General features: G+C 40.4%; 14 protein-coding genes and 1 tRNA gene. 4 read left to right on the top strand and 11 right to left on the bottom strand.

The features are described from left to right. Positions 1–903 carry an ABC transporter substrate binding protein gene (locus ACUR5C_RS06860; protein WP_454467611.1) on the bottom strand — a complete coding sequence of 301 codons (903 nt, stop codon included), beginning with the start codon at positions 901–903 and terminating at the stop codon, positions 1–3. A 187-nt stretch (positions 904–1,090) separates the two neighbouring features. On the opposite strand from ACUR5C_RS06860, the gene ACUR5C_RS06855 reads away from it, so the two are divergent. After that, positions 1,091–1,654: a YqiA/YcfP family alpha/beta fold hydrolase gene (locus tag ACUR5C_RS06855; protein WP_454467610.1), complete on the top strand. Its 564-nt coding sequence runs from the start codon at positions 1,091–1,093 to the stop codon at positions 1,652–1,654. 136 nt (positions 1,655–1,790) lie between these two features. Then, the gene (locus ACUR5C_RS06850) at positions 1,791–2,762 is read left to right on the top strand and encodes a transposase (RefSeq protein WP_454465862.1); all 972 of its coding nucleotides are present in this window, start codon (positions 1,791–1,793) and stop codon (positions 2,760–2,762) included. A gap of 332 nt (positions 2,763–3,094) precedes the next feature. On the opposite strand, the gene ACUR5C_RS06845 is transcribed toward ACUR5C_RS06850, so the two are convergent. The 10 genes from ACUR5C_RS06845 to ACUR5C_RS06800 form a co-directional block, all read right to left on the bottom strand. After that, positions 3,095–3,171, bottom strand: a tRNA-Pro gene (locus ACUR5C_RS06845). A 139-nt stretch (positions 3,172–3,310) separates the two neighbouring features. Next, positions 3,311–3,661, bottom strand: coding sequence for a MerR family transcriptional regulator (locus ACUR5C_RS06840; protein WP_454467609.1), 351 nt, complete (start codon positions 3,659–3,661; stop codon positions 3,311–3,313). After that, positions 3,642–3,941, bottom strand: a complete 300-nt coding sequence (gene ihfA, locus ACUR5C_RS06835; protein ID WP_454467608.1) for an integration host factor subunit alpha — start codon at positions 3,939–3,941, stop codon at positions 3,642–3,644. Before ihfA ends, ACUR5C_RS06840 begins: the two co-directional genes overlap by 20 nt. Positions 3,942–3,943: 2 nt before the next feature. After that, positions 3,944–6,322: a phenylalanine--tRNA ligase subunit beta gene (gene pheT / locus ACUR5C_RS06830; protein ID WP_454467607.1), complete on the bottom strand. Its 2,379-nt coding sequence runs from the start codon at positions 6,320–6,322 to the stop codon at positions 3,944–3,946. A gap of 113 nt (positions 6,323–6,435) precedes the next feature. Further along, positions 6,436–7,458 (bottom strand): phenylalanine--tRNA ligase subunit alpha, encoded by a 1,023-nt coding sequence (gene pheS / locus ACUR5C_RS06825; protein ID WP_454467606.1) that lies wholly within the window; start codon positions 7,456–7,458, stop codon positions 6,436–6,438. Positions 7,459–7,752: 294 nt separating this feature from the next. Continuing rightward, positions 7,753–8,109 carry a 50S ribosomal protein L20 gene (gene rplT / locus ACUR5C_RS06820; RefSeq protein WP_454467605.1) on the bottom strand — a complete coding sequence of 119 codons (357 nt, stop codon included), beginning with the start codon at positions 8,107–8,109 and terminating at the stop codon, positions 7,753–7,755. A 17-nt stretch (positions 8,110–8,126) separates the two neighbouring features. Further along, positions 8,127–8,324, bottom strand: coding sequence for a 50S ribosomal protein L35 (gene rpmI, locus ACUR5C_RS06815; RefSeq protein WP_454467604.1), 198 nt, complete (start codon positions 8,322–8,324; stop codon positions 8,127–8,129). A 203-nt stretch (positions 8,325–8,527) separates the two neighbouring features. Next, positions 8,528–9,073 carry a translation initiation factor IF-3 gene (gene infC / locus ACUR5C_RS06810; RefSeq protein ID WP_454467871.1) on the bottom strand — a complete coding sequence of 182 codons (546 nt, stop codon included), beginning with the start codon at positions 9,071–9,073 and terminating at the stop codon, positions 8,528–8,530. A 225-nt stretch (positions 9,074–9,298) separates the two neighbouring features. Then, on the bottom strand, positions 9,299–11,230 hold the full coding sequence (gene thrS / locus ACUR5C_RS06805; RefSeq protein WP_454467603.1) for a threonine--tRNA ligase: 1,932 nt from the start codon (positions 11,228–11,230) through the stop codon (positions 9,299–9,301). 639 nt (positions 11,231–11,869) lie between these two features. After that, positions 11,870–13,594 (bottom strand): bifunctional sulfate adenylyltransferase/adenylylsulfate kinase, encoded by a 1,725-nt coding sequence (locus ACUR5C_RS06800; protein ID WP_454467602.1) that lies wholly within the window; start codon positions 13,592–13,594, stop codon positions 11,870–11,872. Between the two features lie 310 nt (positions 13,595–13,904). On the opposite strand from ACUR5C_RS06800, the gene ACUR5C_RS06795 reads away from it, so the two are divergent. Next, positions 13,905–14,288, top strand: coding sequence for a VanZ family protein (locus ACUR5C_RS06795; RefSeq protein WP_454467601.1), 384 nt, complete (start codon positions 13,905–13,907; stop codon positions 14,286–14,288). 211 nt (positions 14,289–14,499) lie between these two features. After that, on the top strand, positions 14,500–15,960 hold the full coding sequence (locus tag ACUR5C_RS06790; RefSeq protein WP_454467600.1) for a capsule assembly Wzi family protein: 1,461 nt from the start codon (positions 14,500–14,502) through the stop codon (positions 15,958–15,960). Positions 15,961–16,124: the final 164 nt, after the last annotated feature.

Here is a 16,124-nt window from a genome sequence, read left to right as displayed (position 1 = left end):
CTACTCGGGGAAAACTAGTTGAAAGTTTTTTTTAGTTTCAGGCTCATAGTGAAGCCCCAAATGCGATGCAGTTCGTAGATTAACTGCCAACTGCAATGATTGCAGCGGTTTAAATTTTTTCTCTGCTTTAAGATTTTTATCTGCGGCAAGCTCATAAACTAATTGAGCTAATTGCTCGCCCAGGTGAAAGTTATCGGGGTAAGTAGAAAACAGCGCACCGCGCTTTGCATGTGATGGCTTACTTGAAAAAACGACTATTTCCTTTGTCCAAGCTTTTTCCAAAATTAACGGTAAGGTAATTTTATCATTCGATGCGATCCTATCAAGCGGCAACCATATTGCACTTTGCGTTGAGTCTATTTGGTCAAATAAGTCTTGATAATACTGGATTGACTCTTTGGTCGTTGATACTTTTTTAGTGATTAATTCAATACCTAACTGCTCTGCTGCTCCTAATGCCAGCTTTATAATCCACTGTGAATGCTCGCTATAAGCAACATAAACCTTTTTAACATTTGGCGCTGCTATTTTAAGGTAGTAAAAAAGTTTATGAGGATCAGATATAAGACTAATACCAGAAACGCCATTAGGGGAAATCGGTAATGCACCAGAAACAACTTTAAACTCTGGTGGCAACTGTTTGGCTAATTTGTACCCCGATCGCCCAAGCACTATCACTTTAGTGATTTCATGTGACTTTAACTCAGCAACGACCTCTTCTACTTTAAATTGAGGTGAAAGCACGAACTCTTCAAGATTATTGGTATGTGTTTTAACGCCAGAAATGATTTGTTTATAAATGGTTCGATAAGGCTCTTTAATTTGCGGGTAGAAAACAGCCACTTTATCTACTGGCTCATCAGCAGGAGCCACTTCAACAAAAATAAAGTTACTTATTAACAATAAAAGGAAAAGCCCAAACCGCAACTACACAACCTCACTTTATCGAAAAATCTAGTATAACCTTTTTCTATAAAAAGCAAAGCCAAGATAACCTAATTGTTTGAATATTTTAACTAAAATCCGTATATTGGAGCTTTTTACTTGCCCCAAAACCAACAAAACGGGGCTTTCGAAACGAGAGAGCATAATGAATATTTGGTACTTGCATGGATTTAGAAGTACGCCCAACAGCAACAAAGTAGATCTATTGCGCCAATACTTCCCTGAGCACAAAGTCAAAGGGGTAGATTATGAACCACACTCGCCTGTCAATGCAGCAAAAACTTTATCTAACGAACTTAGCCGAACCGCTGGGCAGGAAGAAGTCATACTTATTGGCACTTCGTTAGGTGGATTTTGGAGCCGTTGGGCTGCGGAAAGTTTTGGCGAAAGAGCAATAATCATTAATCCGTCGCTTAACCCAGATCAATCTCTACCGCTTGGGAAGTTCTCTGTCTACGGGGCTGCAGAACAACAGATAAGTGTTACTCAATCTGACTTAGAGCACTTTAAAGACTACAAAGTGATGGAATCTAAAGGCGCAGAGTGCCAGGTATTTTTAGCCATGGACGATGAAGTAATTGACTCGAATAAAACTTTCACGCAACTTTACCATACCTACCCCGTGCACACTTTTCCTAATGGCTCCCACAGATTTACCCAGTTTGAGCAGTTAATTACCCAATACCTAAAACCTTTATTTAATCTTTAAATTGGACAGTCACCTTACTGTCAATTTCCTACACTCCCAAGCGCCAATCTCTTAACCTTTTTATCAAGTATTGCTTATTCAAGCGTTAAATATTTTCTGCAACAATGCTCTTCTATCCAATGCTCAAGGACGAATCATGGCCATTCCCAGAAAAGACCAAATTGATCCTGAAACGCCCGGTTATTATCATTTAATCAGCCGCTGTGTAAGACGCACTTTTTTGTGTGGGTTTGATAAAGAAACCGGCATAAGCTTTGAGCACCGTCGTCTCTGGATAGAAAATCGTATTCTTGAGCTGGCTAAGGTGTTTGCCATCGAAGTCTACTCTTATGCTGTAATGAGCAACCATTATCACCTAGTGGTTTACTCTAACCCCAAAGCGCCTCAGCAGTGGTCAAATCGAGAAGTCGCTGAGCGCTGGTTACGAGCTTTTCCTGGTAAGTTAGACAAGCCACAATTTCAATTACAGCGCCAATTACGCTTGCAGGCCATTGCCAATGATGATGAGCTGCTTGCCACTTACCGCAAACGATTAGGAGATATTTCATGGTTAATGCGACGCTTAAATGAACCACTAGCTCGGCTGGCTAATTTAGAGGATGGCTGTAAAGGCCACTTTTGGGAGTCGCGCTTTACTTCACAAGCGCTGTTAGATGAGTCGGCTGCGCTTGCTTGTATGGCTTATGTTGACTTAAACCCAATAAGAGCCGGCATTGCCAAGTCGCTACCAGAAAGCGACCATACCAGTATTAAACATCGCGTTGAGTCGATGACCACGGAACAACTTAATCAAGCGGTTGCCGCGATAGCCGGTCAGGTAAAAGAGCGCAAGTTAAACTTTAAGCTTAAGGACTATATAGCACTAGTGGAGTGGACCGGTAAAGCAATAGTCTACCCCGACAAAGCAGCACTGCCTGCGAACATTCAATCAGTACTCACACAGCTCAATATAAACCAGTCGCATTGGCTGAGCCAAATACAACATTATGGTCGAAACTATGGCCGCTTTGTGGGTGGCATTAATGCAATAAAAGCGAAGGTTGAGCAACTCGAGCAACAATGGATTCAAGGAACTCGGCAATTAGAAAAACTGTTTAGTACTGGATAACTTCGAAACCTACTCCATTCACAAAGCAACATTTAAATCACCACACTCGTGGGTATTTTGGCTGCTTCTGGTTTGTTTTTTGTAGCATCTTTCCCGCCACTTCCAGATTTAAAAACTAAATTGACCAATAAACTCGCGAACTAAAAAATGTTACGAAACTGGTCTTGGTTTCGGCAAATGAATTTCAAAATTTGACTGTCCAATTTTAAAAATTGACTAAAAACTGACTGTCCGTTTTTAATAGTCGATTAGTCGAAGTTGTTCGCTCGGGCGCAAAAAGCTAGGTGATTAAACGATTTTAGGTATATTCCGATATTGGAAAGATAAAAGATTGGTCGGAGCGAGAGGATTTGAACCTCCGACCACTTGCACCCCATGCAAGTGCGCTACCAGGCTGCGCCACGCTCCGATTTGGTATTGCTTCCGCATCTTTTAAACATTAGGGTCAATGCGAATGAGGCGGAATATTACCTGATTTAAAATACATTGCAAGCGATACTTAGGTGACCGCTTACAATTATTTTTAAATTTTGAAATTTAATTAAATCTTAATGACGTAAGATTTTTAAGACACCTTCAAGTTCTGCTATTACAGCTTGAATGGCCTGCGGATCGGCATTCACTTGCGCTTCTTCTGCTTCTAGCTGCTGCCTTGCGCCGCCTATAGTAAAGCCTTGATCATATAGCAATTCGCGAATTTCGCGAATGACTAATACGTCTTCACGTTGATAGTAGCGACGGTTACCACGACGTTTTACTGGCTTTAATTGAGGAAACTCTTGCTCCCAATAGCGCAGTACATGTGGCTTTACTAAACACAACTCGCTTACTTCACCAATAGTAAAATATCGCTTGTCGGGTATTGGTAATAACTCGTTATTATTGCTCGCTTCCAGCATAGGCCTCTACTCTGGCTTTTAGTTTTTGTCCGGGTCGAAATGTTACCACTCGGCGAGCACTAATTGGAATCTCTTCACCGGTTTTAGGATTTCTTCCTGGTCGTTGTTTTTTATCTCTTAAATCAAAGTTACCAAAACCTGATAACTTGACCTGTTTATTGTTGGCTAACGAATCACGGATCTCTTCGTAAAAGCCTTCTACCATTTCTTTCGCTTCACGTTTGTTAAGACCTAGGTCTTCAAATAAACGTTCTGCCATATCTGCTTTAGTTAATGCCATAGCTAATCCCTCAAAACTGCACCCAGTTTGTCTGTTAACGTAGAAATCACTTTTTCTAACGTTTTATTTATCTCTGCTTCCTTAAAGGTTCTATCTGAACGTTCCAAATTAAACCCAATTGCAATGCTTTTAAAACCCGGCTCAATTCCTTTGCCGCGATAAATGTCGAATATCACTATATTATTTAGCCAATGTTTGGCCGTTTGTCCAATTAAATCAACAATTTGCGTAGATGTCACGCTTTCTTTCACTAAAATCGCAATATCTCGACGAATGGACGGGAATTTAGATAAAGGGTTAAATGTTGGTAATTTCCGCGAAAGTAGCTTCTTTAAGTCCATTTCGAATAGAAAAACCGCTTCATCTAGGTCAAAATCTTTTTGAATCTGAGGGTGTAGCTTGCCAATAACACCAACTTTTTGTCCATTACGCAAAATAGCCGCAGTTTGCCCTGGGTGCAATGCATGTTGTGTAGTCGCCTCAAAAGTGAACTGTTCGGCAGCAGCTGTCATTGCAAATAAAGCTTCCAAATCACCTTTTAAATCAAAAAAGTCTACCTTTTCATTACGAGCTTCCCAATTTTCATTGGTTCTACGGCCCGCAATAGCACCTGCGATCACTGGTGTTTGCTGTAAACCAGCGTCGCTTGGTACGAATTTTAAGCCCATCTCAAAAATTCTAATTTGGTCATGTTGACGCTTTAAGTTATGTTCTACCGTTTTTAACAGTCCTGGCCAAATTGAGCTGCGCATAACGCCTAAGTCAGAAGATATAGGGTTTAACAGTGCCAGCGGCTCTATTTCAGGGTTAATTTTTTGCTGCGATGCTTTGTCGGTAAACGAATAGGTAATGGCTTCTTGATATCCTCTGGTCGCCAAGGCTTTAGCTACCTGAAGTTTTGTCAGCTTTTTCTCTGACTGACGAATCATACTCATTTCGCTCACCGGCTTTTTACTTGGAACTCGGTTATAGCCATACACTCTCACGAGCTCTTCGATAAGATCTGCTTCAATGGCTATGTCAAACCGACGACTCGGCACAGTTACATTCCAGCCACCTTCAATTGGACTTAGCTGCATACCTAAGCGAGTTAAAATATCTTCAATTTGTTGTGTACTTAGTTCAATCCCTAATAAACGCTTAATCCGCGCTTGGCGCAGCACCACCGTTTTTACTTTAGGAAAGTGCTCTTGCGCAATGACATCAACAACAGGTCCTGCCTGACCACCAACAATGTCTAGCAGTAGCTCGGTGGCGCGCTCAATGACCTCACCACATAGGTTGTAATCAACGCCACGCTCAAAACGGTGCGAAGCATCTGTATGCAAACCATATTGGCGAGCTTTACCGGCAATATGGATAGGGTCCCAATGGGCAGCTTCTAACACTAACTCAGTTGTTGAGTCATTTATTCCTGAAAACTTACCGCCCATAATGCCAGCTAAAGACAACGCTTTTTGTTTATCAGCAACGACAAGAGTATCGTCATTTAAGACTAGTTCTTGCTCATCTAATAACACTAACTTTTCACCGGCTTTGGCAAAACGTACTTCTATTTCATCGGCAATATTTTTGCGGTCAAACGCATGCATTGGGTGACCCAGCTCTAACATCACATAATTAGTCACATCTACCACTGGATCAATACTTCGAATATCTGATGCTAATAGTCGAGCTTTCATCCAGTCTGGAGTTTCAGCTTTAACATTAACCCCTTTTATAACTCGCGCAACAAAGCGTGGGTTTGCCTGCGGTGCAGATAAATTGACTTTTATGGTATCTTCAATTTGTGCTTTAATCGGTTTAATTTCTATTGGGTTAAGAGCGGTTTGAGTTAACACGCCAACTTCATAAGCAACGCCTTTAACCCCTAAACAGTCACCGCGATTAGGTGTTAAGTCAATATCAATTGCATTGTCTTTAAGGCCCAAATGATCAACTAGTTCACTGCCAACAACAGCGTCTTGAGCAAGTTCCATAATGCCTTCATGATCGTCAGAAATTTGCAACTCTTTACCTGAGCACAACATTCCAAACGAGTGTACACCTCTTAATTTGGCTTTTTTAATTTTAAAGTCGCCCGGTAAAATACACCCTATAGTTGCCACAGCAACTTTAATCCCAACTCTTGCGTTAGGCGCACCACATATAATTTGTAGTTTATCCTCAGCGCCCACATCAACACTGCACACTTGTAGTTTGTCTGCTTCTGGGTGACGGCTTGCCTCAACAATTTCGCCAACTAATACGCCGGCTAAATCAGCGCCAAGAGTTTCCACGCCGTCAACTTCTAGCCCAGCCATGGTTAAAGTTGAAACAAGTTGTTCCGTTGAAATACTTGGATTGACCCAAGTTCTTAACCAGTTTTCACTAATTTTCATTACTTATTTTCCAATCAGTTTCGCCTTTAATTTACGGCGGTTTAATACTTTCAATGTTTGTTATAACGTTTTTTTAGCAAACTAAATGCTAGGTAGTTTTAGCGCAATTTAAGTTAATTAAATTGGCGTAAGAACCGTAAGTCGTTATCAAAAAATAATCGCAAATCATTTACGCCATAACGTAACATAGTCATACGCTCTACCCCCATACCAAAGGCATAACCGGTAAACTCTTCGCTATCAATGCCTGCCGACTCTAAAACTTTAGGATGTACCATGCCCGAACCTAATATTTCTAACCAGCCGGTATGACTACATACTCGACAGCCTTTTCCGGCGCACATAACGCATTCGATATCTACTTCTGCTGAAGGTTCAGTAAATGGAAAATAAGAAGGTCTAAACCGAACCGCTAAATTGTCGTTCTCGAAAAAGTGTTTTAAAAACTCGTCTAGCACTCCTTTTAAATCCGCAAACGAAGTGTCTCTATCTACAAGCAACCCTTCTACCTGATGGAACATAGGCGTATGGGTTAAGTCGGAGTCACACCGATAAACTCGCCCTGGAGCAATTATTCTTACCGGTGGCTGCTTTTTTTCTAAGGTTCTAATTTGCACAGGCGATGTATGTGTTCTTAAAAGATCACCATTGGCAAAATAAAAAGTATCATGCATGGCTCTTGCAGGGTGATGACCAGGAATGTTTAGTGCTTCAAAGTTATGAAAATCATCTTCAACTTCAGGCCCTTCTTCAACGCCAAAACCAATTTGCGCGAAGTAATTAACTATACGTTCCAAAGTTCGGTTAACAGGATGAATACCGCCCATTTGAGCATTTCGACCAGCTAAAGTCACATCGATTGACTCATTGGAAAGCTGTGACTCTATAGCCGCTTGTTCAAACTTAATTTTTTGACTGTCTATTGCATTTTGAATCGTTTTTTTGGCTTTATTAATCGCAGCACCAGCAAGGGGTCTTTCTTCTGCGGGTAATGAGCCTAAGGATTTTAATTGCTGGGTAAGCTCACCCTTTTTTCCTAAAAACTCTACCTTAGCAGCCTCTAGTTGAGACAAGTCATTTGCCTGAGCAACAACGCCCAAACCTCTTTGTAGTAATTCATCTATTTTGTTCGACATTTAAATCAATCCAATTATCTCTAGCCCTAAGGACTTAGCTTGGTGTTTTTTTAATAATCCAATACTACAATTAGCGAGCTAACTCTCATTGTAGAATCTTGTTTGTTTAAAACTTATATCAATCATTTGATTGATATAAGTTCTATTGCCTAGGTATTTAAGCACACTTTAAAACTACTCATGCAACTGAGTTCACAGCGCATAAAAAAAGGGAAGGACCTGCGCCCTTCCCTTTAACGACTGGCTGTCAGCTTATCAACTAAAAGTTAGATAAAACTGTCAATCATTCGGTGCTTAAGCAAGCGCAGCTTTCGCTTTTTCAACTAAAGCAGCAAATGCAGCTTTGTCGAAAACAGCAATGTCTGCCAAAATTTTACGGTCGATAGCGATAGACGCTTTCTTCATACCGTTAATAAATTGGCTGTATGACATTCCGTTAACACGTGCTTCAGCATTAATTCGTTGGATCCACAATGCGCGGAACTGACGTTTACGCTGACGGCGGTCACGGTAAGCATATTGAGCGGCTTTAGTCACAGCTTGTTTTGCTACGCGGAATACTCGGCTACGAGCTCCGTAATAACCTTTGGCTGCTTTTAAGACTTTCTTATGACGCTTATGGGCTGTTACACCACGTTTTACTCTTGGCATCTTTTACTCTCCCATTCTTACGCGTAAGGAAGCTGACGATTCAGCTGTTCAACATCTGCAGGTGCAACCATTTCCATACCACGTAAATGACGCTTCCGCTTAGTGCTCTTTTTAGTAAGAATGTGGCGACGATGCGATTGAGCATGCTTGAAACCACCTTTTCCGGTTTTTTTGAAACGCTTTGCAGCGCCGCTATCGGATTTAATTTTTGGCATTGCTTTTTTACTCCAATTATCATCTGCAGGTCGTATTTTGTATTGAACGCGATTGATTAATATCAAAAGTATTCAAAACTATACCGTTGGTTACCTAACAGTGCTTAACAAAAAAGATAGCTTAACAATTAAGCTATCTCACCAGACTCTACAAGGTTGCCAAAAACCCAGCAAAGCCAAATAGTTACCCTATAATGGGTTAACTATTTTTTCTTTTTAGGGGCAATCACCATCATCATTTGACGCCCTTCTAATTTTGGTCTTGACTCAACATCACCCAATTCAGCTAAGTCTTTTTCAACTCGCTTCATGATATCCATGCCAAGTTCTTTATGAGCCATTTCTCTACCGCGAAATCTTACCGTGATTTTAGTTTTATCACCGTCGCTCAAAAAGTCCTGTAATTTTCTTAACTTAACATTGTAATCGCCAATATCAGTTCCCGGACGGAACTTAATTTCTTTAACATGGACGATTGTTTGTTTCTTTTTGGCTGCCGCTTTGGCTTTTTTCTGCTCAAAAATAAACTTACCATAATTCATGATTTTACACACAGGCGGCTCAGCACCCGGAGAAATCTCAACCAAATCTAACTGTGCATCATCTGCGGCCTGCTGCGCTTCTCTTAATGAAACGACTCCAATGGCTTCACCTTCTGGTCCTATAAGTCGAACTTGTGGTGCAGAAATCTCTTCGTTAATACTTGCGCGTTGCTCTTTTTGGCCCGCTTTTGGTCTTGGTTTTTTAATGTTAATGTTCCTCTTTCAAGTTAAAAATTGCTAATCAACGCTTATTTTGGTTATTTATTAGCTCAAGCGAGAGACTAACCGTTTAATCTTTTTCGTTAATCTGTGTGTATTTTTGATTAACCTTGTTCTCAGTATAAACTAATCTATTCAAATAGTTGAATCAGTTGGTCATATTTTACAACTGTTCGCTACCTGGTAGGCAAAATCTTGTCCGCCTATTTAACGCTATTTTTTGGTTTCTTCTTGATATTGGCCTTTTTGCTCAACACCAGACTGAAGCAGTTCAGCAAACTGCTCGACACTCATATTGCCTAAATCCTTACCGCCGCGAGTTCTGACAGAGAAAGTGCCACTTTCCACTTCTTTATCACCTGCCACCAGCATATAAGGAACACGCTGCAAAGTATGCTGGCGAATTTTAAAGCCGATCTTCTCGTTTCTCAAGTCCTGAATGGCTCTAAATCCCTTAGAATTCAAATATTTCACACTTTTTTGCACATATTCGGCTTGTTTGTCCGTAATATTAAGAAAAACTGCTTGATTAGGTGCCAACCAAGGTGGAAATTTACCAGCGTACTCTTCTATTAAAATTCCAATAAATCGCTCTAACGAGCCTAAAATTGCTCGATGAATCATGACCGGCGTTTTCTTAGAACCGTCTTCATCAACAAACTCTGCACTTAATCGCTCTGGCATTGAAAAATCAAGCTGCACTGTGCCACATTGCCATACTCGGTCTAAACAGTCGCGTAAAGAAAATTCAATTTTAGGGCCGTAAAATGCGCCTTCACCCGGCTGTAACTCAAACTCTATATTCTTTGACTTCAACGCTTCTTCTAGCGCCTTTTCAGCTTGATCCCAAACTTCGTCGGAACCCACTCGTTTTTCAGGACGAGTAGACAGCTTTATTTCAATATTAGTAAAACCAAAATCCGCATAAACCTGATAGATCACGTCTATTAATGCAGCAACTTCGTCTTGGATTTGGTTTTCAGTACAAAATATATGCGCGTCATCTTGAGTAAAGGCACGTACTCGCATTAAGCCGTGCAAAGCGCCCGAAGGCTCATTTCTATGACAAGAACCAAACTCAGCCATTCTTAGTGGCAAATCACGGTAAGACTTAAGCCCCTGATTAAATATTTGAATATGACCAGGGCAATTCATTGGCTTAACTGCATAGGTCCGATTTTCTGACTCGGTAGTGAACATATCGTCGTGATATTTATCCCAATGACCCGACTTCTCCCATAAGCTCCTATCCATTATTTGCGGCGCTTTCACTTCTTGGTAGTCAGTATCTTTTAAAACTTGACGAATGTATGCTTCTAATTCTTTAAAAATAGTCCAGCCATCATGATGCCAAAACACCATTCCTGGTGCATCTTCTTGGAAATGAAATAACTCAAGGGCCTTACCAATTTTACGATGATCGCGCTTTTCAGCTTCTTCCAAGCGGTGTAAATATTTCTTTAATTCTTTCTTATTAGTCCAAGCCGTGCCGTAAATACGTTGCAGCATTTCATTGTTAGAATCACCGCGCCAATAGGCACCAGCTAACTTCATTAGTTTAAATGCTTTTATCTTGCCGGTACTTGGTACATGCGGTCCACGACAGAGATCGATAAAGTCACCTTGACGATACAATGAAATCGTTTCGCCAGCGGGAATGCTTGAAATAATCTCTGCTTTATATTCTTCGCCCTTTGCTTTAAAGAACTCTATCGCATCTTCACGCAACATTGTCGTACGCTCAACTTGCAAGTCTTGTTTTGCAAGCTCTTCCATTTTGGCTTCAATTTTAACTAAATCATCAGGGGTAAAAGGACGCGAAAATGCGAAGTCATAGTAAAAGCCGTTATCAATTACAGGCCCAATAGTCACCTGAGCTTCTGGAAAAACAGCTTGAGTAGCCTGAGCTAATAAATGTGCGCAAGAGTGCCGAATAACCTCTAAGCCCTCTTCATCTCTTTCAGTAATTAATGCTAATTCTGCATTGTTTTCAATAGTATAACTGGTATCAACTAACTCGCCATTAACACGCCCGGCGAGCGCAGCTTTAGCTAAACCAGGGCCAATATCTGCTGCAACATCGTGCACAGTGACTGCGTTTTCGAATTCTCTTTGACTACCATCAGGAAGCGTAATTACCGGCATTGCTTTTGTTTAACCTTTTGTATTGATTTAAGTGTTTATTTAGAAATAACCGGCTCAAATTGCGGTATCACTTATTATTCCCTACGCTAAAGAAGTAAAAGCACCATTTTAGGTGCTTTTAGCCTGCTAATTGCAGCATAAACTCAATGCAGCAATAGCTTCGCCAAATTTTAACGTGACTATTGCGCGGATAATAGCTAATAAGCGCTTGTAAAGCAAAGAAAGTTTTAGTATTTGTAGCCTGTTATCAGCGGCCACGGAAAATAAAAAGCAAACAGCCTTTTAGTAATATTTTGGGGGTTGGGTTGTAAATGCCTATATTCCACGACGTATGATGGCGCAAATATAAAGCCGCCCCTTTAAAGACCAACTCAATCGCGCTGTGCCAGCGGACTGAGCGACGGGCTTTTTTGGTTACTTTTTTAGCTCTTGAAAAAAGTAACTTATAGCCAAGGATGGCTGGTATGCAGTTTTTGCAGGAGCAAAAAACTGCCGCAGGTAAGCTTTAGCGCTGCAAAACGCTTTACTGCGAGCTTTAGCGCTGCGAAACCGGGATATACTAAAACTTAAGATAGCGGCATATACAGTTTATAGTAAACTAACAAAACCAATTACGGGCTCAACAGAGCCCGCTTTCTTCTACTTTATATATCCCATATTTTCTAACTTAAGAATAATACGGTGCGCCGCTTCATCTGGCGTACAATCAGCCGTATCAATAACAAGCTCCGGATTCTCCGGCACTTCATAAGGATCACTAATCCCCGTAAACTCTTTAATAATCCCTTCTCTAGCCTTCGCATATAGCCCTTTTCTATCTCTCGACTCACAAACTTCTAAACTAGTAGCCACATGAACTTCAATAAAGCCACCGACTTCGTTTATCATTTGCCTAACTTCTCGTCGAGTTGCAGCATAAGGTGCTATGGGGGCACAAATTGCGATCCCACCATTTTTAGTAATTTCGCTAGCGACATATCCAATTCTAAGAATATTTAAATTTCTATGTTCTTTAGAAAAACCTAATTCACTGGATAAGTTTTTGCGCACCACATCGCCGTCTAGCAAAGTAATCGCTCGATCGCCGAGTTCCATTAATTTATTTAGCAAGGCATTGGCAATTGTTGACTTACCTGAACCTGAAAGACCGGTGAAAAAGATAGATAACCCTTGCTTATGTTTTGCCGGATAGCGTTTACGCAACTCAGCCACAACTTCTGGATAAGAAAACCAATCGGGTATGTCTAGGCCTTCAGCTAAACGCCGTCTAAACTCTGTACCAGATATATTAAGCACGTTCTCACCTTCTTTAACGCTATCTATTGGTTGGTATTCTGCCTTGTCTTCAACATAAACCATCAATTGAAATGGCACCATTTCAATCCCTAGTTCATCTTTAAACTCATTCATTAAATCTTGTGCATCATAAGGCCCATAAAAATCTTCGCCTTGGCTATCTTTACCTGGCCCGGCGTGATCTCGCCCTACAATAAAGTGTGTACAGCCGTAGTTTTTACGAATAATGGCATGCCATACCGCTTCTCTCGGCCCGCCCATGCGCATTGCTAATGGTAACAAGCTCAACATGGTTGTTTGTTCTGGATATTGCTTAACCAAATGCTCATAACAACGCACCCGACTAAAGTGATCAATATCACCTGGTTTGGTCATTCCAACAACTGGCTGAATTAATAGGTTGGCTTCAACTTGCTTGGCTGCTCTAAAGGTTAATTCTTGATGAGCCCTGTGCATTGGATTTCTAGTTTGAAATGCAACTACTTTATTCCAACCCGCCTTTTTAAATTTATCTTGTAATTCCGCAGGGCTGTCTCTGAGAATTTTAAAATCATAATGACTAGGCGTAGATAGCCCTTTAAGTTTACCGCCTAAATACACCTCACCGGCTTGATTAAAAAGATAGTGAACTGCTGGGTGCGCTAAGTCGGCTGAGCCAAACACTTGCTCGGCTTCTTTAGTTTTATCAGGACTCCATTTATCTGTCACCTTTAAGATTGCGATAATCACGCCCTCTTCGTCACGTAAAGCGATTTCATCATTCAGCTTTACTGTTTCGGCAAAATCACGAGTAACGTCTAAAGTGATTGGCATTGGCCATAAGGTCCCATCACTTAAACGCATAGTTTTAAGGACTGATTCATAGTCTGCCTGACCCATAAAGCCTTCTAAAGGCGAAAAACCACCATTTAACAGCAGTTCTATATCACAAATCTGGCGGTGGCTAAGATCCCAAGAAACTAGAGATTTAGCCGCTAATTTTGCGCTCACAGATTCTTCAGGCGACAAATATAAAGATTTTAACTCTCCACCATGGGCACGATACTCGCTGGGGCTATGACTATTCATGTGTTTTCCATACTCGTTGTTGGCTGAGCGGCATACGCCCATCAATTAAATAAAATGGTTAAAAAACGCTTCTTACTTGGCTAGTTAACTTACTATTTAGCCCAGTAGCAATAAGCATTTTAGTTGGGAATATTCCCACAAGAATGGATTAATATCAGATAATTTGTTGTCATGGTGATATAACTTAATTAGTAAAGTTTAATAATCCTGTTAAACAGGTCTAAATCGTTACTAATAACTGTTTAGTCATTCCTTGAATTGCGGTATTATCTGCCGGCTCCCTTCTAGATACGGATATTTTAATAGAAAATTGAAAACATTACTAAGCTTTTTAACTCAGCCAAGCTACCGCAAGCTTTGGTTAGCTATATTTTGGATAGTATTAATCGCACTACTTTATCTAACGCTAACCCCATCTCCAGTGCAAACCGTAAGCTTTAAGCATATTGATAAAGTCTTCCACTTTATTGCCTTTGCTGGCTTTACATTTTTGCTTAAAGTTGCGTTTAGCAAACTCAGTCATAATTTTGTTTTGAGTTTATCCGCATTGCTGGGTATTTTTATTGAAATCATTCAGCTGTATATACCCAACCGAGGCTTTAGCTATGCCGATATGTTGGCAGATTTTTTGGGCTCGTTATTTGGACTCTGGTTTTACTTAACGCTGATAAAAGCCTCACAACAGCATAAATAGGTTGCTATAGCTAAAATCGATTACTACAGCTAAAACCGATTACTTCAGCTAAACAGGTCTGGCGCTATTAAAATAACATTGACCAGCCTAAAAAGCGGATTACATCTTTTTACTTAAGCTAGCATGAAAATTTGCGTAAAATACAAGAACTTCTAAAAGAAAATACGAATTCATTTAACAACTTTACATCTATCAATTTTGGGTAATAACTTTGAAATTTTATATTAAATTGACGCTTTATATTTTAGCCACAGTGCTGACTTTCGCCAACCCGACTTCTGCAAACGCCAAGGCGCATTATTTACCGCTCAAAAGCGATCCACTCATCGAACTCGAGCTAGAAAAGCTAGCCACTATTGCGCAAATGCCAGCGTTGGCAAAACCTTATCATATTAATACGGTCCAAATTTATTTAGAGAAAATTAAAGCCTCGCATCCATCGCTTTATCAAAAAATAAAACACTATTTAGCGCGCTACAATAAAGATTATCAAATTACTCAACTTTCCATCGAAGGCAGCTACAGCAACCGACCTGACAAAAGCCTACCCAATCAGCGCGGCCGCACCACAGACAGCAATCTTCAAGCTAGCGTCGCGGGGTACTGGGCTATTAATGATTCGTTGAACCTATCATTGGGCGCAAATATCTATGACGGTAGCGGCGGCATCCAGCCTAGAAATAGTTATATTTCTTATAATAATCCCTACACCCAAATTGATATTGGCTATAAAGAAATTTGGTTATCACCATTACAAGAAAGTGCAATGTTACTATCCACTAATGCTAAACCGATTGCGCGTTTTAATATTAGTAGCCCAACACCTTGGACCGATTATAATTTGCGTTATGACGTGTCGTTTGGAAAGCTAGAAGAACAACAAGGCATCCGTTTTGAAGATGACCGCTTTCCAGGTAAACCAGGATTCCTGACTATGCATTTTAGTGCCCAGCCTTTGAGTTGGTGGACCCTTGGGGCATCAAGAACAATGATGTTTGGTGGTGGAGAAAGAGAAGTGAATCTAAGCGCTCTTTGGGAAGCGATCATTGATCCAGTTAGCGGCGATAATTGTGGTGGGGCTTCTGATCTTCAAGATTGCAATAAAGAAGTCGGTAACCAGCAGGCAAGTGTTTCAAGTAAATTCGATTTTTCCGTTGGAATGCCTGTCAGTTTATATATTGAGTTAGCAGGCGAAGACACCAACGATTTTAAAGCTTATAAACTCGGTAACAAAGCATATAATTTAGGTTTTTGGCTGCCCTACCTTACGTCAAATTCTTCACTACTTATTGAACATCAACTTGTCGAAAACGCCTGGTATACACACCATATATACCAGGAAGGTTATCGAAATGACTTAAGCTCGATGGGGCATTGGTGGGGAAATGAAAAATCAATATCCGATAAAATAGGCTCACAAATAACAAGTTTACGTTTTAATCAGAATATAAATGACTTTATATCATTTGATGCCAAGCTAGTAACATTTATCAATAAAAATGTGGGTAGCGAAGCGCCTTCAAATGAATCTGTGTACTCAAGAGGCCATGAGTTAACGTTTGGGTTGTCGGAATATAATGAAAATGCAGTTTGGCGTTACGAGCTTTACTTAGGTCGCGATAATTTTGGCAAAGACTTTTCTAGAGTGTCAGTTAGATATAGTTGGCAATAATTTTTCTTTTTTTTAAAAAATTAAAGTCTAATGAGTTGGGCTTTTTAATGACTGCTAAATACTCCTAAAAGTTCCTAACCCCCTCTAACTCCCCCTTAAAAATGGGGAGGACAAAAGCAGTTAATCCTCACTAAAAAAGGGTAACTAAATCCCTCCCCCTTGAA

This window comes from Aliikangiella aequoris, assembly GCF_053709105.1.
The sequence above is the reverse complement of the archived record's forward strand: the minus strand, read 5'-3'. Positions and strand labels throughout refer to the sequence as shown.

Coding starts and splice junctions, on each gene's coding strand:
- ACUR5C_RS06855 (WP_454467610.1), top strand. CDS start 1,091: ATGAATATTTGGTACTTGCATGGATTTAGAAGTACGCCCAACAGCAAC.
- rpmI (WP_454467604.1), bottom strand. CDS start 8,324: ATGCCAAAAATTAAATCCGATAGCGGCGCTGCAAAGCGTTTCAAAAAA.
- thrS (WP_454467603.1), bottom strand. CDS start 11,230: ATGCCGGTAATTACGCTTCCTGATGGTAGTCAAAGAGAATTCGAAAAC.
- ihfA (WP_454467608.1), bottom strand. CDS start 3,941: ATGGCATTAACTAAAGCAGATATGGCAGAACGTTTATTTGAAGACCTA.
- pheS (WP_454467606.1), bottom strand. CDS start 7,458: ATGTCGAACAAAATAGATGAATTACTACAAAGAGGTTTGGGCGTTGTT.
- pheT (WP_454467607.1), bottom strand. CDS start 6,322: ATGAAAATTAGTGAAAACTGGTTAAGAACTTGGGTCAATCCAAGTATT.
- ACUR5C_RS06840 (WP_454467609.1), bottom strand. CDS start 3,661: ATGCTGGAAGCGAGCAATAATAACGAGTTATTACCAATACCCGACAAG.
- ACUR5C_RS06800 (WP_454467602.1), bottom strand. CDS start 13,594: ATGAATAGTCATAGCCCCAGCGAGTATCGTGCCCATGGTGGAGAGTTA.
- ACUR5C_RS06850 (WP_454465862.1), top strand. CDS start 1,791: ATGGCCATTCCCAGAAAAGACCAAATTGATCCTGAAACGCCCGGTTAT.
- rplT (WP_454467605.1), bottom strand. CDS start 8,109: ATGCCAAGAGTAAAACGTGGTGTAACAGCCCATAAGCGTCATAAGAAA.